This is a genomic window from Pseudomonas sp. G.S.17, from assembly GCF_038096165.1.
GTDB lineage: Bacteria > Pseudomonadota > Gammaproteobacteria > Pseudomonadales > Pseudomonadaceae > Aquipseudomonas.
Window position 1 is genome coordinate 916,925 of the sequence record NZ_CP151076.1, and the last position, 24,971, is coordinate 941,895.

The 24,971-nt window shown below is 57.0% G+C and carries 22 protein-coding genes; 12 read left to right on the top strand and 10 right to left on the bottom strand.

Annotated elements, in window-relative coordinates:
- Positions 1 to 31 precede the first annotated feature (31 nt).
- The 3 genes from AABC73_RS04110 to AABC73_RS04120 form a co-directional block, all read right to left on the bottom strand.
- Positions 32 to 1,027 (bottom strand): NAD-dependent epimerase/dehydratase family protein, encoded by a 996-nt coding sequence (locus AABC73_RS04110; protein ID WP_341522572.1) that lies wholly within the window; start codon positions 1,025 to 1,027, stop codon positions 32 to 34.
- A gap of 354 nt (positions 1,028 to 1,381) precedes the next feature.
- On the bottom strand, positions 1,382 to 1,726 hold the full coding sequence (locus tag AABC73_RS04115) for a cupin domain-containing protein (protein WP_020293094.1): 345 nt from the start codon (positions 1,724 to 1,726) through the stop codon (positions 1,382 to 1,384).
- A gap of 39 nt (positions 1,727 to 1,765) precedes the next feature.
- Entirely contained in the window at positions 1,766 to 2,701 is a 936-nt protein-coding gene (locus AABC73_RS04120) for a LysR substrate-binding domain-containing protein (protein WP_341522573.1), read from the bottom strand.
- Positions 2,702 to 2,806: 105 nt separating this feature from the next.
- Here AABC73_RS04120 and AABC73_RS04125 point away from each other — a divergent pair, with 105 nt between their 5' ends.
- From AABC73_RS04125 to ggt, 4 genes are all read left to right on the top strand, one after another.
- The gene (locus tag AABC73_RS04125) at positions 2,807 to 3,571 is read left to right on the top strand and encodes a sulfite exporter TauE/SafE family protein (protein ID WP_341522574.1); all 765 of its coding nucleotides are present in this window, start codon (positions 2,807 to 2,809) and stop codon (positions 3,569 to 3,571) included.
- Positions 3,572 to 3,634: 63 nt separating this feature from the next.
- Complete coding sequence (locus AABC73_RS04130) at positions 3,635 to 4,531, top strand: LysR family transcriptional regulator (protein ID WP_341522575.1); 897 nt, start codon at positions 3,635 to 3,637, stop codon at positions 4,529 to 4,531.
- 187 nt (positions 4,532 to 4,718) lie between these two features.
- A complete protein-coding gene (locus AABC73_RS04135; protein ID WP_341522576.1) occupies positions 4,719 to 5,615 on the top strand; it encodes an NAD-dependent epimerase/dehydratase family protein in 897 nt (298 codons plus the stop codon).
- A gap of 113 nt (positions 5,616 to 5,728) precedes the next feature.
- Complete coding sequence (gene ggt / locus AABC73_RS04140; RefSeq protein WP_341522577.1) at positions 5,729 to 7,396, top strand: gamma-glutamyltransferase; 1,668 nt, start codon at positions 5,729 to 5,731, stop codon at positions 7,394 to 7,396.
- A gap of 118 nt (positions 7,397 to 7,514) precedes the next feature.
- Here ggt and AABC73_RS04145 read toward each other — a convergent pair whose 3' ends face one another.
- Entirely contained in the window at positions 7,515 to 9,098 is a 1,584-nt protein-coding gene (locus AABC73_RS04145; RefSeq protein WP_341522578.1) for a peptide chain release factor 3, read from the bottom strand.
- A 336-nt stretch (positions 9,099 to 9,434) separates the two neighbouring features.
- On the opposite strand from AABC73_RS04145, the gene AABC73_RS04150 reads away from it, so the two are divergent.
- From AABC73_RS04150 to AABC73_RS04165, 4 genes are read left to right on the top strand one after another with little or no spacing between them, the layout of a single operon-like run.
- Positions 9,435 to 10,148: an ABC transporter permease gene (locus AABC73_RS04150; protein ID WP_341522579.1), complete on the top strand. Its 714-nt coding sequence runs from the start codon at positions 9,435 to 9,437 to the stop codon at positions 10,146 to 10,148.
- A gap of 15 nt (positions 10,149 to 10,163) precedes the next feature.
- Complete coding sequence (locus AABC73_RS04155) at positions 10,164 to 11,057, top strand: glycine betaine ABC transporter substrate-binding protein (protein ID WP_341522580.1); 894 nt, start codon at positions 10,164 to 10,166, stop codon at positions 11,055 to 11,057.
- A 13-nt stretch (positions 11,058 to 11,070) separates the two neighbouring features.
- On the top strand, positions 11,071 to 11,724 hold the full coding sequence (locus tag AABC73_RS04160) for an ABC transporter permease (RefSeq protein WP_341522581.1): 654 nt from the start codon (positions 11,071 to 11,073) through the stop codon (positions 11,722 to 11,724).
- A complete protein-coding gene (locus tag AABC73_RS04165; RefSeq protein ID WP_341522582.1) occupies positions 11,721 to 12,887 on the top strand; it encodes an ABC transporter ATP-binding protein in 1,167 nt (388 codons plus the stop codon). The genes AABC73_RS04160 and AABC73_RS04165 overlap by 4 nt, the downstream gene beginning before the upstream one ends.
- 284 nt (positions 12,888 to 13,171) lie before the next feature.
- Here AABC73_RS04165 and AABC73_RS04170 read toward each other — a convergent pair whose 3' ends face one another.
- Both AABC73_RS04170 and AABC73_RS04175 read right to left on the bottom strand, forming a co-directional pair.
- Positions 13,172 to 13,381: a DUF3077 domain-containing protein gene (locus tag AABC73_RS04170; protein WP_341522583.1), complete on the bottom strand. Its 210-nt coding sequence runs from the start codon at positions 13,379 to 13,381 to the stop codon at positions 13,172 to 13,174.
- A 517-nt stretch (positions 13,382 to 13,898) separates the two neighbouring features.
- Entirely contained in the window at positions 13,899 to 14,573 is a 675-nt protein-coding gene (locus tag AABC73_RS04175; RefSeq protein ID WP_341522584.1) for a hypothetical protein, read from the bottom strand.
- An 831-nt stretch (positions 14,574 to 15,404) separates the two neighbouring features.
- On the opposite strand from AABC73_RS04175, the gene AABC73_RS04180 reads away from it, so the two are divergent.
- The gene (locus AABC73_RS04180) at positions 15,405 to 16,568 is read left to right on the top strand and encodes a type III PLP-dependent enzyme (protein WP_331149304.1); all 1,164 of its coding nucleotides are present in this window, start codon (positions 15,405 to 15,407) and stop codon (positions 16,566 to 16,568) included.
- Positions 16,569 to 16,630: 62 nt separating this feature from the next.
- On the opposite strand, the gene AABC73_RS04185 is transcribed toward AABC73_RS04180, so the two are convergent.
- Together AABC73_RS04185 and AABC73_RS04190 are read right to left on the bottom strand one after the other, a co-directional pair.
- Complete coding sequence (locus tag AABC73_RS04185; protein WP_341522585.1) at positions 16,631 to 17,602, bottom strand: alpha-xenorhabdolysin family binary toxin subunit B; 972 nt, start codon at positions 17,600 to 17,602, stop codon at positions 16,631 to 16,633.
- Positions 17,603 to 17,655: 53 nt separating this feature from the next.
- Complete coding sequence (locus tag AABC73_RS04190) at positions 17,656 to 18,825, bottom strand: alpha-xenorhabdolysin family binary toxin subunit A (protein WP_341522586.1); 1,170 nt, start codon at positions 18,823 to 18,825, stop codon at positions 17,656 to 17,658.
- Positions 18,826 to 19,116: 291 nt separating this feature from the next.
- On the opposite strand from AABC73_RS04190, the gene AABC73_RS04195 reads away from it, so the two are divergent.
- Both AABC73_RS04195 and AABC73_RS04200 read left to right on the top strand, forming a co-directional pair.
- Positions 19,117 to 20,280: an alpha-xenorhabdolysin family binary toxin subunit A gene (locus tag AABC73_RS04195; RefSeq protein ID WP_341522587.1), complete on the top strand. Its 1,164-nt coding sequence runs from the start codon at positions 19,117 to 19,119 to the stop codon at positions 20,278 to 20,280.
- Positions 20,277 to 20,990, top strand: coding sequence for a hypothetical protein (locus AABC73_RS04200; RefSeq protein WP_341522588.1), 714 nt, complete (start codon positions 20,277 to 20,279; stop codon positions 20,988 to 20,990). The genes AABC73_RS04195 and AABC73_RS04200 overlap by 4 nt, the downstream gene beginning before the upstream one ends.
- Here AABC73_RS04200 and AABC73_RS04205 read toward each other — a convergent pair.
- Both AABC73_RS04205 and AABC73_RS04210 read right to left on the bottom strand, forming a co-directional pair.
- A complete protein-coding gene (locus AABC73_RS04205; protein WP_341522589.1) occupies positions 20,954 to 21,751 on the bottom strand; it encodes a tetratricopeptide repeat protein in 798 nt (265 codons plus the stop codon). The genes AABC73_RS04200 and AABC73_RS04205 overlap by 37 nt on opposite strands.
- Before the next feature lie 3 nt (positions 21,752 to 21,754).
- Positions 21,755 to 22,435 carry a Fe2+-dependent dioxygenase gene (locus tag AABC73_RS04210; protein WP_341522590.1) on the bottom strand — a complete coding sequence of 227 codons (681 nt, stop codon included), beginning with the start codon at positions 22,433 to 22,435 and terminating at the stop codon, positions 21,755 to 21,757.
- Between the two features lie 216 nt (positions 22,436 to 22,651).
- Between AABC73_RS04210 and AABC73_RS04215 the strand changes: the two genes are divergently transcribed.
- Positions 22,652 to 24,901, top strand: a complete 2,250-nt coding sequence (locus AABC73_RS04215) for a TonB-dependent siderophore receptor (RefSeq protein WP_341522591.1) — start codon at positions 22,652 to 22,654, stop codon at positions 24,899 to 24,901.
- Positions 24,902 to 24,971 lie beyond the last annotated feature (70 nt).

Below are 24,971 nucleotides of genomic sequence, written 5' to 3' on the forward strand. Positions count from 1 at the left end.
GCTCACTCCGCGTATCACGGAGTGAGCTTTTTCATTGCGCCAGCGGTGTTGGCCAATCGCCCGACCTGAACTCTTTGCCGCTTTTAAGCAGTGCCTCCCGCGCCGTCAATGGTGGCGTCCAGTTGAGCAGCCTTTGCGCCTTGCTCGAATCAACGACCAAGGACGCACATAACGTCGAATACATGGATTGTTTGCCGACCATTCTTGCGCCCCAACGCATCAACCAATCAGGGACCGGTAATAAGCGTGCCCGGCCTCCCATGCTTGCGGCGAGCTCACTGACAATCTGCGCAGTCGACATATCCAGGCCATCTGAAACCAGAAACAGTTCATTGGCGGCGGCGGGATGTTCGACAGTCAGCGCAATGAAGTCCACCAGGTTTTCCAGGGCAATCATGCTGCGCTTGTTATTGATCAGGGCAAACGGCAGCGGCACGCCGGATGCGACCCACCGCAACAGGCGCGGGAAGTTACGCGGCGCGTGGGCGGCGTAGACCAGCGGCGGCCGAATAATGACGAACTCCATGCTGGTGTCCGCAAGCAAAACCATCAGCCCGCGTTCAGCTTCCAGTTTGGATCGCGCATAGTCGTCCTCTGGTGCCGGAACAGATGCTTCGGTGAAGGGGGTGTCGGTGGTGTGCGAGCCGTTGACGCCTACGGAACTGATGAAGATGAGCCGTTTTACCCCGGCTGCCAGCGCCTGCCGGGCGAGGGCCAGTGTTCCTTCGACATTGGTCAGCCAGAGTTGATCCAGCTGGCTGATGCCGGGGTCGGTGGCTGTCTTGAGATGGGCGGCGACATGAACGACGACATCGACCCCTTGCAGCGCTGCAGACCAATCGGTCGTTGCGCAGCAATCGCCCACGGGTATCAAAGGGGCAACGGATGGCGGCGAGTGCTGAGTGCGTGTCGTGCCTGAAACCTCGTATGTCGTCTCGGCGGTCAATTTCGCCAGTAACGCTTTCCCTATGTAACCGGTTCCACCCGTGACAAGTATTTTCATAATCATCCTGAAATAATCAAACATTAGGCCCGCAGCCCTGCGCGTTGCAGCTCGCGGGCACTCTGATTTACGGGGGAAGATTAGTCGTTGTTAAAGAGGTTAGATTTTTTTTAGCGCAACTGTACAGCGGGCTAATGAACAGCTTTCAGGCTTTTATCAGGAAATTAACAGGTATGTAGCGGGTGGTTTGCAGGCAAGGAAAATAATGACGTGGACTTTCAAATAGATAGCTTGAAACGCGGACGTGCAGTGCCGAATACAGTTAACTGAAGAATTGATCGATAGTGTAATTTCAGCGTTACACGTAAATAATTGAACCTGCTGCAGTTGCAGAGAAAATTGTTCTCTGCACCTGCGTTCGAGTCGGGCGATGCTCTGTCAGGCAAAGACAAAATACTTGCGTACCGTCTCGACGACCTCCCAGATGCCTTTCATTCCCGGCTCAACCACGAAGATGTCACCGGCCCGTAAATGAATAGGGTCCATGCCGTCCGGGGTAATGATGCAATAGCCTTCCTGGAAGTGGCAGTACTCCCACTTCACATAATCCACACGCCATTTGCCCGGTGTGCAGATCCAGGTGCCCATGATCTTGCTGCCGTCTTCGGAGGTGTAGGCGTTAAGGTTGACGGTGTGCGGATCGCCTTCGAGTTTTTCCCATTTGCAGGCATCGAGCACCGGCAGCGGGTGGGTATCGCGCAGGACAGTAATCGGCGTAGACATGGACAGCTCCAGGATGTGGGCGAAAATCGCTCGGCTACCTTAGGGCGGTTGCTTGCCGCTCAGTTGTCTGTACTCGACATCCGGGTATCCAGAAGCGCAGCTCAACACCTCCAGCAGCGCCCCGGCGTAACCCGGCAGCGCAGCGAAATCCACGGCACACAGCAGCAATTTTCGGTCGGCCCACGGGTCCGTCAACGCAATGCTTTTGAACTGACGTTCGCCCTGGCAGCGTTCAATGGCCGCTTGTGGAACGATGCCCAGGCCAGCGCCGTGGGCAACCATCCTGATCGCGGCGGCGAAGCCTTCGGCGCGCACCCGGATGCGCAGGCGTTTTCCGGCGTGCAGCGCCTGGCCTTCGAGGTAAATCGCCATGGCGCTGTTGACGGCCAGGCCGACAAACTCGTAATCCAGAACCTGGTTGAAGCTCAGGGTGGTCTGATCCTGCAACGGATGGTCCAGCGGCATGATCACCGCCAACGGGTCGGCGCGGAACGGCCGGGTTTGCAGGTCGCTGGCATCGACCGCGTCGGAAATAATCCCGATGTCCGCCGTCCCGTGGCGCACCGCATGCAGGATGCGCAGGCTCGGATGTTCCTCGACTTCGATATCGATATTGGGATGGCTCACCAGAAAGTCCGCCAGCAATTCCGGCAGGTGCTCACTCAGCGTGGAGGTATTGCACAGCAGGCGGACCTGGCCTTTGAACCCTTTGGCGTAATCGGCCAGGTCAAATTGCATGCGCTCGACCTGTTGCAGTATCAATCGCGCATGTTGCGCCAGGGCTTTGCCTGCCGGAGTCGGCGTCACACCGCGCCGGCCGCGTTCGAGCAGGGCAATGTTCAGCGAGGCTTCCATCCCCCGGACCCTGGCGCTGGCCGAGGCCAGGGATAGATGACTGCTGGCTGCACCAGCGGTGATATTGCCGCTTTCGAGCACGTTCAGGAAAAGTCGCAGGTCAATCAGATCGAAGTGCATGGTCAGCCTTTGACGTGGGCGGTATTTTCAGCCTCTGTCTGAGCTTGAGGCTGGCTCAATGCATGACAGATTTTCAAACTCCCTGGCTGGCGTCAGCATAGGCCCATGAATGCAATTATCCAACACTACCAGGCACTCGGCTGGGCCCTGTCGGCGCTGGTGATGGGCACCTTTTTTCTGGCTGGCACGGTCAAGGGCGTCATTGGCCTGGGCTTGCCGACGGTCGCGATGGGATTGCTCGGGCTGGCTATGCTTCCAGCGCAGGCAGCCGCGTTATTGATCATCCCGTCGACCTTGACCAATCTCTGGCAACTGGCGGCGGGCGGCCAATTGCGTGTGCTGATCCGGCGCCTGTGGCCGCTGCTGGTGATGATCGTGATCGGCACCGGACTGGGTTCGATCGGCATCGGAATGAGCGGCGGGCATTCGATGACCCGGGCGCTGGGCGCGGCATTGCTGCTGTATGCCTTGAGCGGGCTGTTTCTGCCGACGCTGCACATTCCGCCCCGCCATGAAGCCTGGCTGGGGCCGCTCTGCGGGTTGCTGACTGGCATCATCACCTCGGCCACCGGCGTCTTTGTCATTCCGGCGGTGCCGTATCTTCAGGCGCTCGGGCTGGAGCGCAACCAGCTGGTGCAGGCGTTGGGCCTGTCATTTACCGTTTCGACCCTGGCGCTGGCAGCAGGGCTGTTCTGGAACAATGCGTTAGGCAGCGATGAACTGGGCGCGTCACTGCTGGCGTTGATTCCAGCGTTGCTCGGCATGTGGCTCGGCCAATGGTTGCGCCAGCGCATCAGCCCGCAACTGTTCAAACGCATATTCTTCACGGGCATGGGCGCGCTGGGTTTGCATCTGTTGATCGGTAGCTGAATCGGCACGCTTTGTTGTCCTCAACAGCGCTAATATCCAGGCTGTTTTGAATGGAGGACAACAATGAAAGCGCGCTCCGATGAATTGCAGGTGTTTATCTCGGTGATCGAGTGCGGTTCGATTTCCGCTGCCGCCGAACAGGTCGGGCAAACGCCCTCGGCCATCAGTCGGACCTTGTCGCGCCTTGAAGCCAAGCTGGAAACCACGCTGATCAACCGCACCACCCGGCGTATGGACCTGACCGAAGAAGGCAAATTCTTTCTTGAGCGGGCCAGGCTGATCCTGGCGCAGATGGAGGAGCTGGAAGAGCGGCTTTCCCTGCGTCAACAGACGCCCGCCGGACGTTTGCGGATCAACGCGGCGTCGCCGTTCATGCTGCATTCGGTGGTGCCTTATGTCGCCGAGTTTCGTGAGCGTTATCCGGACATCCAGCTTGAGCTGAACAGCAACGACCTGATTATCGATCTGCTGGAGCAAAGCACCGATGTCGCGATTCGCATCGGCGCCCTGGCGGATTCGACCCTGCACGCTCGCTCGCTGGGCAGCAGCCCGCTGAACATCCTCGCCAGCCCGGCCTATCTAAAAAAACATGGCACGCCAGGCAGTGTTGAAGCCCTGGCCGAACACGTGCTGCTGGGTTTTACCCAGACCGAAACCCTCAACCACTGGCCGCTGCGCCACGCCGAAGGTGATCGACTGTTTATCCAGCCGGCTATCGCCGCTTCCAGTGGCGAAACCTTGCGCCAGTTGGCGCTGGCGGGCGAGGGTATCGTGTGCCTGTCGCACTTCATGACTCACGAAGACATTCGCCTGGGGCGACTCAACATCATCCTGCCCGACGCCAACACCGGCTATCGTCAACCGATCAACGCCGTGTACTACCGCAACTCGCAGCTGGCACTGCGCATCCAGTGTTTTCTGGATTTCATTCAGCAGAAGATGGCGGGGTATGCGGTCTGAATATGTAGGGGCTTATCTCGTAGGACCGGCTTTAGCCGGGAGCACGCCCTCCCGGCTAAAGCCAGTCCTACAACCCTGCGCAGGATTCGTGCTTGCTGCGCAAAAGCTATTTCACTAAGCCCGTCTTTTTCAACATGAATCCGAAGCCGATACTGATCCCATCATTCATCGCAAGCTTGGAGTCACCATGAACGTATTCATTACAGGCGCTGCCGGTTTCATCGGTGGTTCCATCGCTACCGGTCTGGTCAAGAAGGGGCATCAAGTTACCGGTCTGGTGCGCAGCGCCGAGCAGGCTGAAGAAATGACCGCGCTGGGCATCACGCCGGTCGTCGGCACCCTGGACGACAGCGCATTGCTCACCGAACAGGCACGCAAAGCCGATGGCGTGATCAACGCCGCCAGCAGCGATCATCGCGGCGCGGTGGAAGCGCTGATCGAAGGGCTCAAGGGCTCGAACAAGCCGTTTCTGCACACCAGCGGTTCCAGCATTGTCGGCGATGCGTCCGGCGGCAAGGGCAGTGATGTCATCTATTACGAAGGCCAGCTGCCGGAACCGACCGTCGACAAGGCCGCGCGTGTTGCCATCGATAATCTGGTGCTCGATGCCGCCAAGCAAGGCGTGCGTTCGGCCGTGATCTGCAACACTTTGATTTACGGCCACAGTCTGGGCGTGAAGCGCGACAGCGTGCAGTTGCCACGGTTGATCAAGCAGGCGCGCAAGAGCGGCATCATGCGCCACGTCGGTCCGGGCGAGAACATTTGGTCCAACGTGCATATCGAAGATGTGGTCGAGCTGTACGCGCTGGCCCTGGAGAAAACTCCGGCCGGTACGTTCTATTTCGTCGAAAGTGGCGAGGCGGCATTTGTCGACATGAGCAATGCCATCGCCAAGGCGCTGGGCCTGGCCGTAGTGCAGGACTGGCCGCTCAAGGATGCCGAAGCCGAATGGGGCTATGAAATGGCCAACTACGGCCTGGGTTCCAACAGCCGGGTGCGCGGCAAGAATGCTCGCGAACTGCTGGGCTGGGTACCGAAGCGCACTTCGGTCACCGACTGGATTCGCGACGAGCTGGTTGGATAAGACCTGCGACGCGCAATTGCCAAAAAGCGGCCACCTTCGGGTGGCCGTTTGCGTTTGTGCCATTCCTGGTCATTAATCAGTGCCGTCAGTTCTGCAAATAATAAGGAAGCGTTATGCGACTCGTCATGTTCAAGACACTGGCTTTGTCGGTGGCCATTGTCAGCTCGTCGGCGGCGTTCGCCGTCACTCTGGAAGGCGGCGCGGTGGCTGCGCCGGACCAATACGGCGCCGAAGTCGCGGCACAGATTCTCAGGAAAGGCGGCAATGCCGTGGACGCTGCCGTGGCGACGGCCTTCACCCTGGCGGTGACTTATCCCGAAGCGGGGAACATTGGCGGCGGTGGCTTCATGACCCTGTTCATGGACGGCAAACCGTACTTTCTCGATTACCGGGAAACTGCGCCGAAAGCTGCCTCGCGCAATATGTACCTGAACGAGAAAGGCGAAGTCATCGAAAACATGAGCCTGGTCGGCGCCCGCGCGGTGGGCGTGCCGGGCACGGTGATGGGCTTGTGGGAGGCGCATCAGAAGTTTGGCAAGTTGCCGTGGTCCGAGCTGTTGACCCCGGCCATCGGTTACGCGCAGAACGGCTTCAAGGTCGCCGAAAAGCAATACATGTATCGCCAGGAGGCTCTGGAACTGTTCAACGGCACGACCAATTTCAATGATTACTTCGGCAACATGAAAGTCGGCGAGACCCTGCGTCAGCCGGAGCTGGCCAAGACCCTCGAACGCATCGCCGACAAGGGCGCGAAAGAATTCTACGGCGGCCAGACCGCTGACTTGCTGGTGGCGCAGATGCAGCGCGATAACGGCCTGATCAGCAAACAGGATCTGGCGGATTACAAAGCCGTCTGGCGCAAACCGCTGCACGTGAACTGGCGCGGCAACACGTTGTATACCGCGCCATTGCCCAGCTCCGGCGGCGTCGCACTGGCGCAGCTGATCGGCATCAAGGAACAGCGCGCCGACGACTTCAAAGGCGTCGAACTCAACTCGGCGCGCTATATCCATCTGCTGGCGGAAATCGAAAAGCGCGTGTTTGCCGACCGTGCGGATTATCTGGGCGATCCGGAATTCTCCAAGGTGCCGGTCAACGAACTGATCGACGAGGCGTACCTCGCCAAGCGCGCCCATGAGATCAACCCGACGGCCATTTCACCTACGGCAAACATCAAGCCCGGCCTTGAGCCGCATCAGACCACGCACTTCTCCATCGTCGACAAACAGGGCAACGCGGTCAGCAATACCTACACCCTGAACTGGGATTACGGCAGCGGCGTTGTCGTAAAAGGCGCGGGTTTCCTGCTCAACGACGAAATGGACGACTTCAGCTCCAAGCCGGGCGTGGCCAATGCCTTTGGCGTGGTGGGCGGCAGCGCCAATGCCATCGAGCCGGGCAAGCGCATGTTGTCTTCCATGAGCCCAAGCCTGGTGACCCGCGACGGCGAAGTGACACTGGTGTTGGGCACGCCGGGCGGCTCGCGGATCTTCACCTCGATCTTTCAGGTGCTGAACAATATCTATGACTACAAGCTGCCGTTGAAGGAAGCCGTCGGCGCGCAACGGGTGCATCACCAGTTGCTGCCCAAGGACACCATTTACTACGACGCCTACGCGCCGCTGACCGGCAAACCCGCCGAAGACCTCAAGGCCATGGGCTATAAGCTTGAGGATCAGGGTTGGGAAATGGGCAATGTGCAGGCGATCAGGATTGATGGCACGAAGCTGGAGACAGCGTCCGATCCACGGGGCAGGGGCGTGGGGATGGTGGTGAAATAAACGAGCCCGTAGGACCGGCTTTAGCCGGGAGGGCGGCATCTCTGACGAAGCAAATGCAGCGAATGTAACAACCACCTCCCGGCTAAAGCCGGTCCTACGGTAACGTAACGGTTATTGCTTAATGATGCTCACGCGTTGCGCGGAATTTCACGTCCGCCCAGCGCTCTTCCATCAAGGCCAGGTTGACCCGGGTTGGCGCCAGGTAGGTCAGGTGACCGCCGCCGTCCAGCGCGAGGTTTTCCACGGCCTTGACTTCAAACTCTTCGAGCTTCTTCTTGTCAGTGCATTCGATCCAGCGCGCTGACCACACCGTGATCGGCTCGTAGGCGCATTCAACTTTGTATTCTTCCTTCAAGCGGCTGGCGACCACATCGAACTGCAGCACACCCACGGCGCCGAGAATGATGTCGTTGCTGCGCAGCGGGAAGAACACCTGCGTGGCGCCTTCTTCGGCCAGTTGCTGCAAACCCTGACGCAATTGCTTGGACTTGAGCGGATCTTTCAGGCGTACGCGACGGAACAGCTCCGGGGCGAAGTGCGGGATACCAGTGAAACCGAGGTTTTCACCTTCGGTGAAGGTGTCGCCGATCTGGATCGTGCCGTGGTTGTGCAGGCCGATGATGTCGCCGGCGTAGGCTTCTTCAAGCATTTCGCGCTCGGATGAGAAGAACGTCAGTGCATCACCGATGCGCACTTCCTTGCCCAGACGCACATGGCGCATTTTCATGCCCTTGTCATAGCGGCCCGAACAGATCCGCATGAACGCGATCCGGTCACGGTGCTTTGGGTCCATGTTTGCCTGGATCTTGAACACGAAACCGGTGAATTTCTCTTCGACCGGCTCCACGGTGCGCTCGTTGGCAACCCGCGCCAACGGCATCGGCGCCCAGTTCACCACGGCATCGAGCACGTGATCGACACCAAAGTTGCCCAAGGCCGTGCCGAAGAACACCGGCGTCAGCTGACCGTTGATGAACTCTTCCTGGTTGAATTCATGGCAAGCGCCCTGAACCAGTTCCAGCTGATCAACGAAACGGTCGTACTCGTCGCCCAAGTGTGCGCGGGCTTCGTCCGAATCGAGCTTCTCGATGATCTTGACGTCGGTGCGCTCATGGCCGTGACCGGCGGTGTAGACAATGATGTAGTCGTCGGCCAGGTGGTAAACACCCTTGAAGTCGCGGTAGCAACCAATCGGCCAGGTGATCGGCGCAGCCTTGATCTTCAAGACGGCTTCGATCTCGTCCAGCAGCTCGATTGGGTCTCGAATGTCGCGGTCCAGCTTGTTGATGAAGCTGACGATAGGCGTGTCGCGCAGACGGCAAACGTCCATCAGCGCGATGGTCCGTGGCTCAACGCCTTTACCGCCATCGAGCACCATCAGGGCCGAGTCGACCGCAGTCAGGGTGCGATAGGTGTCTTCCGAGAAGTCTTCGTGGCCCGGGGTGTCGAGCAGGTTGATCATGTGATCGCGATACGGGAACTGCATGACCGAGGTGGTAATGGAAATACCCCGTTGTTTCTCCATCTCCATCCAGTCGGATGTCGCATGGCGGTCGGACTTGCGAGACTTCACCGTGCCGGCGATGGAAATGGCCTTGCCCATCAGCAGCAGCTTCTCGGTGATGGTGGTCTTGCCCGCATCCGGGTGGGAAATGATGGCGAAAGTGCGGCGTTTCGCGACTTCGGCGGCCTGGTGGGTCATGGGAAATCGCCTGGCAGGTGAGTCAAAAAAGGGCGCAGATTATAGCCTATCTCGATGCAATAACCGAACCGTTCAGCACATGCGCGGTGGCCAATTACCATCTTATGTGGGAACCTTTCAGACCGTGGAGACGTCCATTCCCCTGATACAACCACCGTCAGGGTCTGCAAAATCAACGAGTTGGCTTGACGAAGCTGCGCTAATGGCTTGTGTTTTCGCCGAGGTTTAACCCTCAACGGCGACCCACCCGCTGCTCTTCGCGAACGTTATTCCTTGATGGCCCGCAATGGTCGATCAACGGCAACGCGTTCGCCGACTGAAATAAGGAGTCCGCCTGTGGCTAATCGCTATGGCAAGGGGCTGATTGGAGGTGCGGTTGTTATCGCACTCCTGGCCCTGCTGATCCACTGGATCGGCATAAGTACCATCAAGCAATACCAGGATGACCTGCTGTTTTATCTGCAAGCTCACCTGATTCTGGTTCTGGTTTCAATGTTGGCGGCCCTTGTGGTCGGGATCCCGGCGGGCATTGCCCTCAGTCGACCCAGCATGGTTGGCCGCGCCGAGCGCTTCATGCAGATCTTCAACATTGGTAACACCATTCCTCCTCTCGCGGTTCTGGCCATCGCCCTGGGTATCCTCGGCATCGGCAGCGGACCTGCCATCTTCGCGCTGTTCCTGGCCTCGTTGCTGCCCATCGTGCGCAACACCTACGAAGGCCTGAAAAACGTTCAGGGTTCACTCAAGGAAGCCGCCGTCGGTATCGGCATGACGCCCAGCCAGGTGCTGATGCGTGTCGAGCTGCCCAATGCCGTGCCGATCATCATCGGTGGTGTGCGTGTGGCGCTGGCAATCAACGTCGGGACCGCGCCATTGGCGTTCCTGATTGGTGCCAACAGTCTCGGCAGCCTGATTTTCCCCGGCATCGCCTTGAACAATCATTCGCAATTGCTGCTGGGCGCGGTGTGTACCGCCTTGCTCGCGCTGCTGCTAGATGGCCTGGTGACATTTGCCAGTCGTATCTGGCTGGAACGCGGCCTGACTCGCTGAGCGAAAGGAATTCCAATGAAAAAATTATGCTTGTTTCTAGGCTTTGCCATGCTGTTCCCGGCATTTGTCCAGGCAGCGGATAAGCCGCTGCTGCGTATTGGTGCCCGGGTATTTACCGAGCAGACCATACTGGCCGAATTAACCGCGCAATATTTGCGTACCAAAAACTACGAGGTGCAAATCACTGGCGGTCTGGGCAGTAATCTGGCGCGCAGTGCACAGGAAAGCGGTCAGCTTGACATGTTGTGGGAATACACCGGTGTCTCGCTGGTGTCCTACAACCATGTCGATGAAAAACTCGACAGCGAACAAACCTACGCCCGGGTGAAGGAACTCGATGCGAAAAAAGGCCTGGCCTGGCTTTCGCCGTCGAAGTTCAACAACACCTACGCGCTGGCATTGCCGCGGAAAATTGCCGAACAATACCCGCAGATCAACAACATGACTGACCTGACGAAAGTGCTCAAGGACGAAGTCAAAGAGAATCATATCGTAGCGCTGGACACTGAGTTCGCTAACCGTTCCGACGGTCTGGTTGGCATGGTCAAGCATTACGACATGAATCTCAGTCGTGAAAACACCCGGCAGATGGACGCCGGTCTGGTCTACACCGCGCTGCGCAACGGGCAAGTCTTCGCCGGCCTCGTCTATACAACCGACGGTCGCTTGAACGCCTTCAAACTCAAAGTATTGCAGGACGACAAGCATTACTTCCCGGACTACACCGCTGCCCCGGTGATTCGTCAGGAGTATCTGGATGCTCACCCGGAAATCGCCACGCTGCTCAAACCGCTGGCGGATCTGCTGGACAGTCAGACCATGATCGACCTCAACGCCCGCATCGATGTCGATCACGAAAGCCCCTCTGCTGTTGCCGCAGATTTCCTGCGCCAGCACCCATTGAACTGATTAAGGAGAAGACATGAATTTCTTGAGTACCTTCTCCCATCTGGACTGGCCGTTGATCCTGCACCTTACCTGGCAGCACATCACGCTGGTCGGGATCGCCGTGACCCTGGCCATTGTTGTGGGTGTTCCATTGGGCGTGCTGATGACGCGCTTTCCGGTACTCGCCGGACCGCTGCAAGCCAGCGCCACGGTACTGCTGACGGTGCCGTCGATTGCGCTATTCGGGCTGCTGCTGCCGTTCTACTCCAAGTTCGGTCAGGGCCTGGGCCCGATGCCAGCAATCACCGCTGTGTTCCTGTATTCGCTATTGCCGATCATGCGTAACACCTATCTGGCGCTGACCGGCGTCGAACCGGGTATTCGCGAAGCCGCCAAAGGCATCGGCATGACCTTCGGCCAGCGCCTGCGCATGGTTGAACTGCCAATTGCCGTGCCGGTGATTCTCGCTGGCGTGCGCACTGCCGTCGTGATGAACATCGGCGTCATGACCATCGCCGCCACCATCGGCGCGGGCGGTCTGGGTGTACTTATTCTTGCTTCAATCAGCCGCAGCGATATGTCGATGCTGATCGTCGGCGCCGTGCTGGTCAGTCTTCTGGCCATCTTCGCCGACCTGCTCCTGCAATGGCTGCAACGCACGCTGACTCCAAAAGGATTGCTCAAATGATCGAACTTCAAAACCTGACCAAGATTTTTCAAAGCAACGGCAAAGAAGTCAAAGCCGTCGACTCGGTAAGCCTGACCGTCAATGAAGGTGAGATCTGCGTCTTTCTGGGGCCATCGGGCTGCGGCAAGTCCACCACCTTGAAAATGATCAACCGCCTGATCATGCCGACTTCCGGCAAAGTATTGATCAATGGCGAAGACACCACCGGCCTGGATGAAGTGACCCTGCGTCGCAACATCGGCTATGTGATCCAGCAGATCGGTCTGTTCCCGAACATGACCATCGAAGAAAACATCACGATTGTTCCGCGCCTGCTGGGTTGGGATAAACAGAAGTGCCACGACCGCGCTCGCGAACTGATGAGCATGATCAAGCTGGAACCCAAGCAATACCTGAATCGCTACCCGCGTGAACTGTCCGGTGGCCAGCAACAGCGCATCGGCGTGATCCGCGCACTGGCCGCTGACGCACCGCTGCTGTTGATGGACGAACCGTTCGGCGCGGTCGATCCGATCAACCGCGAAATGATCCAGAACGAATTTTTCGAGATGCAGCGTGCGCTGAACAAGACCGTGATCATGGTCAGCCATGACATCGACGAGGCCATCAAGATGGGCGACAAAATTGCCATCTTCCGTGCGGGCAAACTGATCCAGTTCGATCACCCGGACACCTTGCTGGCGCACCCGGCAGACGAGTTCGTGTCGAGCTTTGTCGGCCAGGACAGCACCCTCAAGCGCCTGTTGCTGGTCAAGGCCGAAGACGCCGCCGACAACGCGCCCTCGGTCAGCCCGGAAACCCCGGTCGTCGATGCGCTGGAAGTCATGGACGAAAACGACCGTCGCTACATCGTCGTCACCGACAGCGAAAACAAGGCCATGGGTTACGTACGTCGCCGCGACCTGCATCGCCAGACCGGCAACTGCCTGCAATTCCTGCAGAAATTCAACGCCACCGCCGCTTACGACGAACACTTGCGCATCCTGCTGTCGCGCATGTACGAGTTCAACCGCTCATGGCTGCCGGTGCTGGATGCCGAAAACGTGTTCCTCGGTGAAGTCACCCAGGAGTCCATCGCCGAATACCTGAGTTCAGGCCGTTCGCGTGGTGGCAAGACGAGTATTACTTCTCCGGCTGACGTTGTGGCTGAAGCGCAGGGCTGAGGGTCGTTGGAGCGAACTTGCCCGCGAAGGCGTCATTCCTTGCGATCTTGCGATAGATAGGTCGACGCCTCGCGAACAAGTTCGCTCCCTGGATCCAAATCCGACGCGAGACCAGCGGAGGATTTCACTGTGTCGCGTACACCGCGATGTCGGTCAGCACACGGAATCCGTAGGACTGGCTTTAGCCGGGAGGGCGCAAGTTCTGACGACGCAACTGCTGCGAATGTACCGGCCTCCTCCCGGCTGAAGCCAGTCCTACGGATCCCGGTGTAATCAGGCGTGCTCTATCGCGCTTCGACGCTCGTCAACGATCGCTCAACCAGACCCTGCGCCATTTCGACCAGATGCATCACCGAACACGCCAGGTCGCGTTTCTGGCCGGTGAGTTGATCGCAGGTTTCGTAGGCGGTGGCGGCTGCGCAACGCAGCAGTTCTGACACGCGCACCAGGTTTTCTTCGAGGTTCATGGGCGGTTCTGGGGCATTGTTGATCAAGATAGAATTCCTTCCTTTTGCGCCAACACCTGTCGCTCTCACGCGGTAGAGGGTGGCAGCTATGCACAGGGTGAGAGACCGGCAGAAGGGACCCGGTCAGACCGAAGTCTGCCTGCACACAGCTGCCATAACGCATTCATCGATATCTGAATATCGATGATGGACTGACAGGTTAATGCGGCTTCTGATCACCGGGCTCTCACACCCATCCACTGAGTTTTCAATGGCAGGGCGCAGGCTAGTTGCAGGAATGGGCAGGCGCAAGCGGGGCGGGAGTGTCTAGGACATTTCGCACAAAAGATTCAGACCGGTCCTTCGCAATAGTGACATTTTTCGTATGAAAACCGGTCCCGCTGGAGCGCGGCTTGCCCGCGAAGAACGATCATGCGGTGTGTCTGCTGCACCTCAATGACTCATTCGCGGGCAAGCCTCGCTCCAACGAGAGGCATCGTGTGCTGCCGTTATCGCGCTTCGACAGCCAGCACGAGCCGGTCAGCCATTTTCCACTAAACGGCAATTACGCCGTCGGATCGGAAATATCGGTTTCAAGAATGTTCACTATCACTGGAACAATAACTGTTTTATTGATAAGCAGTGGTTCGCTCTGTTTGGAACAGGCTACATACGCCCACCATTGTTCTCCAAAGTTCTGTCGTTCATTAACGCCAAGCGTATTGCCATTTGGCGCGGTTATATAGACCGGGCCGATTTCAGCTACGCTTGGCGTGAACTCGCTATTGTTGAGTGGTACTAATTTCCAGCCTGAAACTATTTTTTCAGTAGTGGAGGGGGCTACATAGAAATCTACACTATGGTGGCTCATCGTCTGTACACTATAAATCTGTCGTCTGCCAATGACAATGTTCCTGAAGACTTCTTTGTTGTTAATGATAAGGGCATCTTTGATTTTTATTTCATAGCTGCTTGATCCGTCGTCCCACTCTCGATACAGAAACCAGAACTGCTGAATAGGCATCGGATTCTGAGCGCCTCGAGGGCAGGTGGTGGCTGTCAGATACCCACACCGTTCCGTGCCTTTCAGGGTGGCTTCCATAAAATTTCCGGATGACTGGTAGTCTTTCGGGAGTTCAATTTCTGAAATTATCTTCGAAAAATCAAAGGCCGCCGGGTAGTCTGGATGTACGGATCTTAACGTGGCTCTGAATGATTTTTCCTTAATAAACGTACTCATGCTATGCCTCGTAAACTTGGCCTTCATTTTTGGAAGGATTCGATCACGACTTTATTGGGGTTGTCTGTCGGGTGGTACTGTTAGAACTTACAGGTTTTTAGAATGTTTAGTGCAGGATTAGCGCTGTCTAATTTCGTTTACCTAGAAGCTAAAAGTATTTTCCTGGATGGTGTGGTAGGGGCCAACTTGTTGGCGATATGTTGCTACTGGCTGATCAGGCCCATTGCCTCACGAACAACTTCGCGTAGAAGCGCGATTCAAGTGTGGGACCGGATTTATCCGGGAAGACGTCGGTTCAGTCAGCGAGATAGTCGGAGTCTGTCGCGACCTCTTCGCGAATAAATTCGCTCCCACAGGTGGAATACGGTCATCCCGTGGGAGCGGCTTCAGCCGGGAGGATGCCGGTACATCCATAGCCGTTCAGTCGTCAGACGTTCCGTCCTCCCGGCTGAAGCCGGTCCTACAATCACCTACAGAATGAACATCATCCTGTCACACAGGTCCGTTACTACGGGTGTGGGAACGCGATCAGCTGCCGATCAGGCAAAAACGGGTAAAAATGCGACATTTTTTGTTGATCTCAAGCTCCTCACGTCCTAAAGTTCGCGCCGAACGTCCATGCTGGAAACGATCCATCCGGCTCAAGTACTGACGACGAGACAGCAAGGCCATAGGGAATGCGCTAACCGCGTCCATATGGTCTTTTTGCTTTCGGCGAACAGCCTTGGGAAGTAGGCGAACCAAAGTGGGGATACTGAGGGCGTTCGTTGAGCGCGTGGAGACACGCCTCGCACCCATTGATTAATGCAGTTTGCCAGTAGGAGTTTCCGCATGCCGATCCAGGTCGAAGACTATTTCCAGCGCGACACCTTCAACAAGATGAAGGCGTTTGCCGACACGCAAGAAACCCCATTCGTGGTCATCGATACCGCGATGATCAGCAAGGCCTACGATGACCTGCGCGCAGGCTTCGATTTCGCCAAGATCTACTATGCCGTCAAGGCCAACCCGGCTGTCGAAATCATCGACCTGCTCAAGGATAAAGGCTCGAGCTTCGACATCGCCTCTATCTATGAGCTGGACAAGGTGATGGACCGCGGCGTCAGCGCTGACCGCATCAGCTACGGCAACACCATCAAGAAATCCAAGGACATTCGCTACTTCTACGAGAAGGGCGTGCGCCTGTTTTCCACCGACTCCGAAGCCGACCTGCGCAACATCGCCAAGGCCGCACCGGGCTCAAAAGTCTACGTGCGTATCCTGACCGAAGGTTCGACCACGGCTGACTGGCCTCTGTCGCGTAAATTCGGCTGCCAGACCGACATGGCCATGGACCTGCTGATCCTCGCCCGCGACCTGGGCCTGGTGCCGTACGGCATCTCGTTCCACGTGGGTTCGCAGCAGCGCGACATCAGTGTCTGGGACGCGGCGATTGCCAAGGTCAAAGTGATCTTCGAACGTCTGAAAGAAGAAGACGGCATCATCCTCAAGCTGATCAACATGGGCGGTGGCTTCCCGGCCAACTACATCACCCGCACCAACAGCCTGGAAACCTACGCCGAAGAAATCATCCGCTTCCTGAAAGAAGACTTCGGTGATGACCTGCCGGAAATCATTCTGGAACCAGGCCGCTCGCTGATCGCCAACGCTGGCATCCTGGTCAGCGAAGTGGTGCTGGTCGCGCGTAAATCCCGTACCGCCGTCGAGCGTTGGGTGTACACGGATGTGGGCAAATTCTCCGGCCTGATCGAAACCATGGACGAAGCCATCAAGTTTCCGATCTGGACCGAGAAGAAAGGCGAAATGGAAGAAGTGGTCATTGCCGGTCCAACCTGCGACAGCGCCGACATCATGTACGAAAACTACAAGTACGGCCTGCCTCTGAACCTGGCCATCGGTGACCGCCTGTACTGGCTGTCCACCGGCGCCTACACCACCAGCTACAGCGCCGTTGAGTTCAACGGCTTCCCGCCGCTGAAATCGTTTTACGTTTAAGCGTTACGGCTGATAAAAAACCCGCGAGTGATCGCGGGTTTTTTGCATTTTCGACCTCGCTGTTATTTCCAGCGAGCGCGAAGATCAGTCACGTAGTCCGATAGCGCCCTGGCGTTGGCAACAAACGCTTCGACATCCTCGACGATGCTCACGTTCGAAGGCGCTTGTTGCGCGTTGATGAAGATGAGCAGCGCGGTGCAGATTTTCCTGACTTGCTCCTCATAGCGCGCCACGTTTTGCTCAAGGGCCTGGGCAGTACTCAACTGCTGAATTCGCTGCTCCAGGGATTTAATGCGCGGCTTGATGTCGCCTAGTTCCTTTGCGATCGAATTCAGTTCTGCCTGTACTTTTGCTCTGGCCTCAACCATATCTACATACTTCACTGATTCGCTCGCCATCCGCAGAATATTCTGCACGCTGACCACGGCCGCTCTGACCAGGGATGCTTGGGGGCTTCTTGGGTCGAGCTTGGTGAACGCGTCAAGCAGCGGGATAAATTGATCAATCAGATTTTTGTCTTCTATTACTGACATGGCCGCGTTGAGGGTCTGTTTATCGCCGGTGTATCGGTCGCGTTTGTTCTCGGTTTCATTCAATGCCGTCTGTTGTATCTCAAGTTGCTGATTAAGACTGCCTTGCAGGTCGGTGATATTTCCGGTATCAAACGCGCGCAAGTTGTCGAGGCGCATGGAAAGAACGTTGTAATGCTCGCGCGTCTGGCTGAGTGCATCTTCGAGATAGCTGTTCATCTCTGCCACATGTTGCGCTGGCACCGGCCCGGACTGCGCGGCCTCCTTGATTAATATATTCAAAGCGGATTGAATCGCGCGGACCTGTAGTGCGGCGGGTAGCAAGGCAAGGGTTGATCGGGCCTGATCGTCCGCTTCATTAATATCGGTCGCCAGCGTTCGTACCTTTTCCTGAAGTGTTGGCAGATAGAGGCCGTCAAGGTCAAGCACATGAGTTTTGATACTGTCCCTGCACGAACGAATCGTTTCAAGGTCAAGCTGAATTGGGTCAAATATAGTAGGCATAGTGGTGCGGTCTCTAAGTGTTTAGTGATAAGCGGCGTGGTGAATTGAAATGATTAAAGTTGTTCGGCGGAATACTCAAATGCGCTCTGCAATAGCTCGGATTTTAGTTTGACGGTTTGCCAGTTTGAAATCAGATTGGTCAGCCGTGAAACGAGTACCGTCAGCAAAGTAGCGTTGCTGGTATCTTTGAACCGCTTTGCCGCGCTCATGATGTAGGTCGTTATGGTCGTCCACAGTTCTTGCAGATTTGCCGCACCACTGGCCGCGCCGTCAATACGCAAGGATAGATCTTGCAGGCTGGTTTCAAAGGTTGTGAGGGAGTTGGCCACTTTGCCGGATTCCAACTTCTTGCTCAATTGCTGTTTCTCTGCGATCAGCCGTTCAATACCGTTTGAAACGTCATATGCCTTGAATCCATAAATGCCTCCGCTGACCGCGAGACCGGGAAGTCCCCACCATGCGCCGACCCAGATGTAACGACAGTAGGTTTCATAAGTGCGCTGCTGCTCGGCAATGCGGGTGTTTAGCGATTCGATCTTTTCGTTCAGGTCGCTCGAATCCATGCCTTTGGCAGCGGTCAGGCAGAGCTTGCGTTTGAGCCCAACCTTGGCGGCCAGATCCGTCAATTCATACTTGTAATCGGTGATCCTTTCCTTGACGTCGGCGGCCTGGTTTTTCTGCTCTTCGACAAGACCTTTCAACTCGTTGATAAAGCTTTCCAGGGTCGAGACTTTTTTTGCGTCGCTGGCGAGCAGGGGCGAGTGGGGAATGGAGTCAAGGGGGACGTTTTTGTAATCGTCAACGACGCCATCAGTAGAGTAGCTATCAAAGCGTTGGATCTGTGCAATTACATCATTACCGATACTCTTCAGGTTGTCCGCGAACACGCCAAGACCGGCGCTCACGTTTTTCATGTTTATTTCGAGGTGAGGCCACAGATCGGCGGTTTTCTGAGTGTCGTTATACAAATTCAGAATGTCCTTTGGTTCAAGTCCAGGGACGCCGCTTTCATCGTAGCCGAGTAAATATTTGACCTGGTCCAGGCGTTGTGGAAGCGCATTCGCGTAGGCAGCAAAGCTTCTAAGCGCCTGCATGTCCTTGGCGGTTGCCAGGAGCCCCGGAGCACGAGTGACTTCCGGGCTGGCGCTTGAGACAACATTAATAAAGCCTGTGGTGACTTCGTTCATCAGGCTTTGCGAGATCTCGGTCTTTACAGGTGTCATGTCTATTCCTTGAGTCATGAAGTGACAGTCTTGGGTTAAGGGTATATTTGCGTGGCTGTTACAAAAGTTAGCAGCTGTTTTGAATGGGTGTCAGTTAATTAGTTGGATTGAGTGTGTAGGAAAAGTGTGTAATGGAGTTGGATATTGTACCGTTGAACAATTGAGTCGTTATCGTGTGCTGTGTCGGTAGTATGTTAGTGCTTTGTTGTCAGGTTCGTTAAGTAAGCTGCCGCCCGCTGGAAAATATAATCATTAGCGTCAAGAGTGCGCCGATATACAAGGATGAGTCATATGCTTGCACACGATGAACTAACGGTCGAAAGACTCAACGAAATAAGTACGCACTATATAAATACCCGCACCCGACGCGAAACTTCTGCAGGTCGATCCCCGGGTCTGCTCGTGACCGATACGGATGTCCGGGCCATCAAGCGCTATGTCGCTTCTGCGCTGGAGTTGCCGTGCGAACTAGCGCAGGTGAAAAAATTCCTCGGTTATGAGGTTGCCGGCGTCCCCGGGCTTGAACCCATGGAAATGCAAAACCTGCATCAGTCGGTCAAGCGTCATGCTCACGGCTGGCCGGCAATCGAGAGTGGCATGAAGGCGGTTGGCTCGGACCTCGTGGTGTTTTCCGATGCATTGAAAAGCAGCGGGCAAACGCTGATCAGCTTTATCGAGGGCCTGGAAGGTTTCCAGAATGCGATAGGCGTGGTTGGCGACGTCGATGCGCTGGATATGGCGGGTCACCCGCGCATGGAATTGACTGCGCGGGATAAAAGCCGCGCGCCAACGCTGCTTGCGCTGGTGGAAGACATGCGCATTGTCATTCGCGAGTGCAGCCGCACCACCACCCAGGTCAGCTCCGGCATAAGCTCGTTCAAGACTGAGCTTAAAACCCGCATCGCACCGGCAGTCGGCTTGACGCTGACCCTGATGCAGCGCCATCGCAAGGACAGCGCCCTTGCTGATTTGAATCAGGAACTGGACGAACTCAATCGCCAGATCCAGCAACACGCTGACAGTTTCGAAGATTTTCTGGAGCGCCAATGGAGCCTGCTGTCATTTGCCGGGAGCCTGCTCATTCCCGGCGCCGAGGCTTCGCCGCAAACACAGCTGGAAGCATTGTTGGCGCGCAAGCGCGAGGTGCAGAAAGAGATTCGCCATAACCATGCGCTGATCGCCGCGCTGCTCAGCCTGCAAACCGATGTCCAGGATCTGGGGTTGCGCATGAGTGCCGCTGCGTCTGGCGCCTCCAATCTGGAAAGCCTGTGGATACTGGTCCTGGCCTACATCGACAGCTCCGCCCGACGGCTTAGCCATATGGACGATGCGGTTTATCTGGTGGTTTTCGTCGCCCGGCTCAAGGCGATGATCCAGTGCTGGGTCGAAATCAGGAAACACAGTCAGGATTTATTGACAGCCTTTAACCATGCGGTTGCGGAGGTGGACCAATGACAGTCACCAATGAGGTTTTGTCGGCAGGAATGCTGGATGCGTGTCCGTTGCCGGATATCGACATGCTTGAGAAACATCGCCGTGAGATGACCCGCCTCGCCAGCACGCCGGGTGAGCTGTACTGGCCGTCATTGAGGCAACAATTGCAGGCGTTACTGGACAAGGTAAATGCCGTGGACGTAGCTGCCACGGAGTTGATCATCGGCATCGGCGCAGGCCTGGGCAAGATCGACATTGCCCCTTATCAGCAAGCCATTCTCTTGCTGGACAAGCCCGAGAGGACTGCCGAGGAAAGTGCGGCTTGCCTGCAATACCAGGAGGAAGTCGCCAATCTGCTGCTGGACGCGTCTGCTTTGGTCAGGACCTACCTCAGCACCCTGGACGCGAGCCTTTTGTCCCTTGAGACGTCGCCCATCGATGATGTTTTCGCGCCGATAGCAGAGTTGCAGACGCGACTCGAAACTTCGACGGACGCAGAAGCCCAGCGACTCCGCGATTGCCTCGACGAGTTTTGCGCGGTTCTGGACGTGGATAAATCCAGAGCCGGTTATGTGCACGAAATCAGCAAGCTGGTTTTTGCGGTGAGTTACTTTTTCGACAACGTGCTGGAAGCTAGTCCGGACGTCATCCAGCGGGCCGAAGACTTCCTGCACCATTCAGACGAACTGGTCGATTACCTTCGGGAATTGCACAGTGTCTGGAAAAGCTGAGCATCGGTTTCGTCGCCCAGTTCTGCCGCGCGGCGATGGTAATCCACGGCCAGCGCGCTGATCTGCGGGTTGGTCGACGACAACAGGACTGAACGGCTGACCCGCAGGAAATTCAGGTTGCCGTTTTCCAGGGCCAGTTGCAGCCAGCTGAGTGCTTCATCAGTCATGCCGTGATCAGCCAGCACGGCGGCATGGCTGAACTGCCCGCGAAAGTCGCCGCCCTCGGCTGAGCGGCGATACCAGTCATAGGCGGCGGGCAGGTCTTGTTGGCAGAACAGGCCATCTTCCAGATAGCGGCCCAGCAGGTTCATGGATTTGGCATGGCCCATCTGCGCGGCGCGGTGGTAACACTGCAACGCGCGTTGCTGGTTCTGCGCGACGCCGCGTCCGGTGGCCAGCAGGTTCGCCAGGTTGTAGAGGCTCCAGTCCAGACCTGCCTTGGCGGCCTTTTCATAGTGGGCGGCGGCCTTGGCAGCATCGGCGCTGCAACCCCAGCCATGCTCCAGGCAGCGGCCCAGCATGTTGCGCGCCATCACGTGACCGTTGCGCGCGGCGATCTCGAACCAGACCAGCGCCAGTTGCGGATCGCGTTCAATGCCTTTGCCATCCAGCAGAATCTGCCCCAGCAATGCCTGGGCATCGACGACGTTGTCCGCCGCCGCACCGATGATCGCCTGGGCGGCCTTGGCCGGATGGTCGGCGAGCATGGCGCGCAGTTGGTCGCCGTCGAGTTCTTCCTTGCGTTGCAGATTCCAGCTCATGGGTCAGACCTCGACCCAGCGGCGCAGCAGGTTGTGATAAGTGCCGGTCAACTGGATCAGCGACGGATGATCGGGCACGTCCTGGGTCAGCTTCTGGATCGCGTTGTCCATCTCGAACAGCAGCGTGCGCTGGCTGTCTTCGCGCACCAGGCTTTGTGTCCAGAAGAACGACGCATAACGGGCGCCACGGGTAACCGCGTTGACCTTGTGCAGGCTGGTGCCGGGATACAAGACCATGTCGCCCGCTGGCAGCTTGACGCGCTGGATGCCGTAAGTGTCCTGGATTTCCAGCTCGCCGCCGTCGTATTCATCCGGGTCACTGAAAAACAGCGTACTCGACAAATCCGTCCGCACTCGCTCGATGCTGCCTTTGGATTGGCGCACGGCATTGTCGATATGGAAATCGAAACTGCCGCCCGCGGTGTAGCAGTTCAGCAGCGGCGCAAAGACTTTGTGGGGCAGTGCTGCCGACATGAACAGCGGGTTGGCCCACAAGCGTTCGAGCATGGCGGTGCCGATTTCCAGCGCCAGCGGATGGCCTTCGGGCAGCTGCAGGTTGTGCTTGGCCTTGGCCGATTGGTAACCGGCGGTGATTTTGCCGTCGGCCCAGTCCGTCGCTTCCAGTGCCTGACGGATGCGCGCCACTTCGTCGCGGTCGAACAAGCCGGGGATGTGTAGCAGCATGGCGCAGCACCGTGTGCAGGAGAGGGAGCGAATGGTAGTGATTCTTATTGACTGTGTAAAACCCTGAACGGCGACCTACGTCAATGAAGATGAAAATTTCGTAAATTCCAAATGTAAAGAATGTAAGTTTTTCGCGAATAGTAATGTATCTCAATTGCTACAAATACTTGTTTACCCTATATTCCGCCGCCTCAACTCCTTGGGGAAGGAACCAACATGTCGCGTCAATCACCACAATCCACTGCTGTTCAGCCACGTTCACTCGCTTCGGCAGTGGGCGTTGCCATCGCTGCAATGTCGGCCGGCCATATGGCCCACGCCGCAGAAAGCACCGATGAAAAAGCCATTTCGCTGGGGGCAACCAGCATCAATGGCGAACAGGACGCGAGCTACAAGACCGAAGAATCGGCCTCCAGGAAGTACACCGCGCCACTGCGCGAGACGCCAAAAAGCGTTACGGTGATTCCACAACAAGTAATTCGCGACACCGCCGCCACCAGCCTGGCTGACGCGCTGCGCACCACGCCGGGCATCACTTTTGGTGCAGGCGAGGGCGGCAACCCGAACGCTGACCGCCCGATCATTCGTGGCTTCAACGCCGAAAGTGATGTGTTCATCGACGGCATGCGTGACGTTGCGGCGCAAAGCCGGGAAATCTTCAATATTGAATCGGTAGAAATCAGCAAAGGCCCGGGTTCGGCGTTCACTGGCGCCGGTTCCACGGGCGGCAGCCTGAACCTGATCACCAAGGGCGCTCACCTGGGCAACGCCTATAACGGCGGCTACACCTTTGGTTCCGACCAGACTCAACGCTACACCGCTGACTTGAACCAGCAGCTCACTGACACCTCGGCGTTCCGTCTGAACCTGATGAAGCACGACGCCAATGTTGCCGGTCGCGATAACGTCGACGTCAGCCGTTGGGGCGTGGCGCCATCATTTGCTTTCGGCCTGGGCACCGACACCCGCGTCAAACTCGATTACTACCACCTGGAAACTGACGACATGCCGGACTACGGCATCCCGTTGACTTCCACCACCGGTCGTAGCAAGTACATTGTCGACAAGCCAGCTCACGTCAACGAAAGCAATTTCTACGGCCTGACCGACCGCGACTATCGCAAGAGCAAGAACGACAGCGGCACGTTCCGGATCGAGCACGATCTGAACGACAACCTGACCCTGTCCAACAGCTTCCGCATGTCGCGCTCGACCCTGGACTACATCGTCACCAACCCGGATGACAGCCGTGGCAACGTCGCCAACGGCACGCTGTCGCGTTCGGCCAAGAGCCGTAATTCGACCTCCAGCGGCCTCGTCAACCAGACCGATTTGAGCGCCAGGTTCGACACCGGCTTTATCAATCACAGCCTGGTAACCGGCGTCGAGTTCTCGTATCAGGACACGCACAACCGCAATTACAGCGTGCTTAACGCGGCGGGCGGCACTATTCCGAGCATTTGCTCGGCAGCGCTGCTCCGCTCCGGCGACTGCACCAGCCTGTATAACCCGACGCCGAAAGACGCATGGAACGGCACCATCACGGACAACCTGGCCTACACCGATACCGACACCAAAACCAGCGCTGCCTATGTGTTCGATACCCTGAAGTTCAACGAGCAATGGTCGCTGAACCTCGGCCTGCGTTATGACGACTACGAGGTCAAGTCCAGCGGCTTCGCCACTGCCGGTCGCAACACCGTTGCTGGCAACTTCAAGCGCGAAAACACCAGCCAGCTGTGGAACTATCAGGTGGGCCTGGTCTTCAAGCCGCTGCCTAACGGCACCATTTACGCGGCCTGGTCGACCTCCAGCAACCCGTCCGGCGAAACCAGTGGTAACGGCGGCCTGGAAATTTCCGCGGCCAACAACGATCTTGAACCGGAAAAGAACCGTAACTACGAGTTGGGCACCAAGTGGGACTTCTTCGGCGATGACCTGTCGCTGACCGCTGCCTTATTCCGCACCGAAAAAACCAACGCCCGCATCACCGACCCGGATAACACCACGTTCCAGGTGCTGGATGGCGAGCAACGTGTCGACGGCTTCGAGTTCACCTACACCGGCAAGATCACCAGCAAGTGGAAGGTTTACGGCGGCTACACGTACATGGAAAGCGAGCTGGTCAAGACCACGCTGGCAGCGGACAAAGGCAATCACATGCCGAGCACGCCGCGTAACAGCTTCAACCTGTGGTCGACCTACGAGCTGATTCCGAAGCTGACCATCGGTGGCGGCGCAACCTTCGTCGATTCGCGTTTCGGCAACGAAGCCAACTCGGTCGAGGTGCCTTCCTACTGGCGTTACGATGCCATGGCGAGCTACGCCCTGACCAAGAACGTCGACCTGCAACTGAACGTGCAAAACCTGACCGACAAGCGTTATTACGATCAGGTGTTCACCACTCACTACGCGCACATGGCCGCTGGCCGTACCGCGTTGATGAGCGCCAATTTCCACTTCTGATTTGAAGTGTTACCCAAGCCCTGCTGACCGTTCTGGTTGGCGGGGCTTTTGGTTGTGTGGGGAGTGCTTC

What these genes read in the sequence shown, in the direction of transcription:
- AABC73_RS04120 (WP_341522573.1), bottom strand. Translation starts at nt 2,701, where the DNA reads ATGCACTTCGATCTGATTGACCTGCGACTTTTCCTGAACGTGCTCGAA.
- AABC73_RS04200 (WP_341522588.1), top strand. Translation starts at nt 20,277, where the DNA reads ATGACAGTCACCAATGAGGTTTTGTCGGCAGGAATGCTGGATGCGTGT.
- AABC73_RS04210 (WP_341522590.1), bottom strand. Translation starts at nt 22,435, where the DNA reads ATGCTGCTACACATCCCCGGCTTGTTCGACCGCGACGAAGTGGCGCGC.
- AABC73_RS04195 (WP_341522587.1), top strand. Translation starts at nt 19,117, where the DNA reads ATGCTTGCACACGATGAACTAACGGTCGAAAGACTCAACGAAATAAGT.
- AABC73_RS04135 (WP_341522576.1), top strand. Translation starts at nt 4,719, where the DNA reads ATGAACGTATTCATTACAGGCGCTGCCGGTTTCATCGGTGGTTCCATC.
- AABC73_RS04110 (WP_341522572.1), bottom strand. Translation starts at nt 1,027, where the DNA reads ATGTTTGATTATTTCAGGATGATTATGAAAATACTTGTCACGGGTGGA.
- AABC73_RS04155 (WP_341522580.1), top strand. Translation starts at nt 10,164, where the DNA reads ATGAAAAAATTATGCTTGTTTCTAGGCTTTGCCATGCTGTTCCCGGCA.
- AABC73_RS04130 (WP_341522575.1), top strand. Translation starts at nt 3,635, where the DNA reads ATGAAAGCGCGCTCCGATGAATTGCAGGTGTTTATCTCGGTGATCGAG.
- ggt (WP_341522577.1), top strand. Translation starts at nt 5,729, where the DNA reads ATGCGACTCGTCATGTTCAAGACACTGGCTTTGTCGGTGGCCATTGTC.
- AABC73_RS04125 (WP_341522574.1), top strand. Translation starts at nt 2,807, where the DNA reads ATGAATGCAATTATCCAACACTACCAGGCACTCGGCTGGGCCCTGTCG.
- AABC73_RS04205 (WP_341522589.1), bottom strand. Translation starts at nt 21,751, where the DNA reads ATGAGCTGGAATCTGCAACGCAAGGAAGAACTCGACGGCGACCAACTG.
- AABC73_RS04160 (WP_341522581.1), top strand. Translation starts at nt 11,071, where the DNA reads ATGAATTTCTTGAGTACCTTCTCCCATCTGGACTGGCCGTTGATCCTG.
- AABC73_RS04190 (WP_341522586.1), bottom strand. Translation starts at nt 18,825, where the DNA reads ATGACACCTGTAAAGACCGAGATCTCGCAAAGCCTGATGAACGAAGTC.
- AABC73_RS04215 (WP_341522591.1), top strand. Translation starts at nt 22,652, where the DNA reads ATGTCGCGTCAATCACCACAATCCACTGCTGTTCAGCCACGTTCACTC.
- AABC73_RS04175 (WP_341522584.1), bottom strand. Translation starts at nt 14,573, where the DNA reads ATGAGTACGTTTATTAAGGAAAAATCATTCAGAGCCACGTTAAGATCC.
- AABC73_RS04180 (WP_331149304.1), top strand. Translation starts at nt 15,405, where the DNA reads ATGCCGATCCAGGTCGAAGACTATTTCCAGCGCGACACCTTCAACAAG.
- AABC73_RS04115 (WP_020293094.1), bottom strand. Translation starts at nt 1,726, where the DNA reads ATGTCTACGCCGATTACTGTCCTGCGCGATACCCACCCGCTGCCGGTG.
- AABC73_RS04145 (WP_341522578.1), bottom strand. Translation starts at nt 9,098, where the DNA reads ATGACCCACCAGGCCGCCGAAGTCGCGAAACGCCGCACTTTCGCCATC.
- AABC73_RS04185 (WP_341522585.1), bottom strand. Translation starts at nt 17,602, where the DNA reads ATGCCTACTATATTTGACCCAATTCAGCTTGACCTTGAAACGATTCGT.
- AABC73_RS04165 (WP_341522582.1), top strand. Translation starts at nt 11,721, where the DNA reads ATGATCGAACTTCAAAACCTGACCAAGATTTTTCAAAGCAACGGCAAA.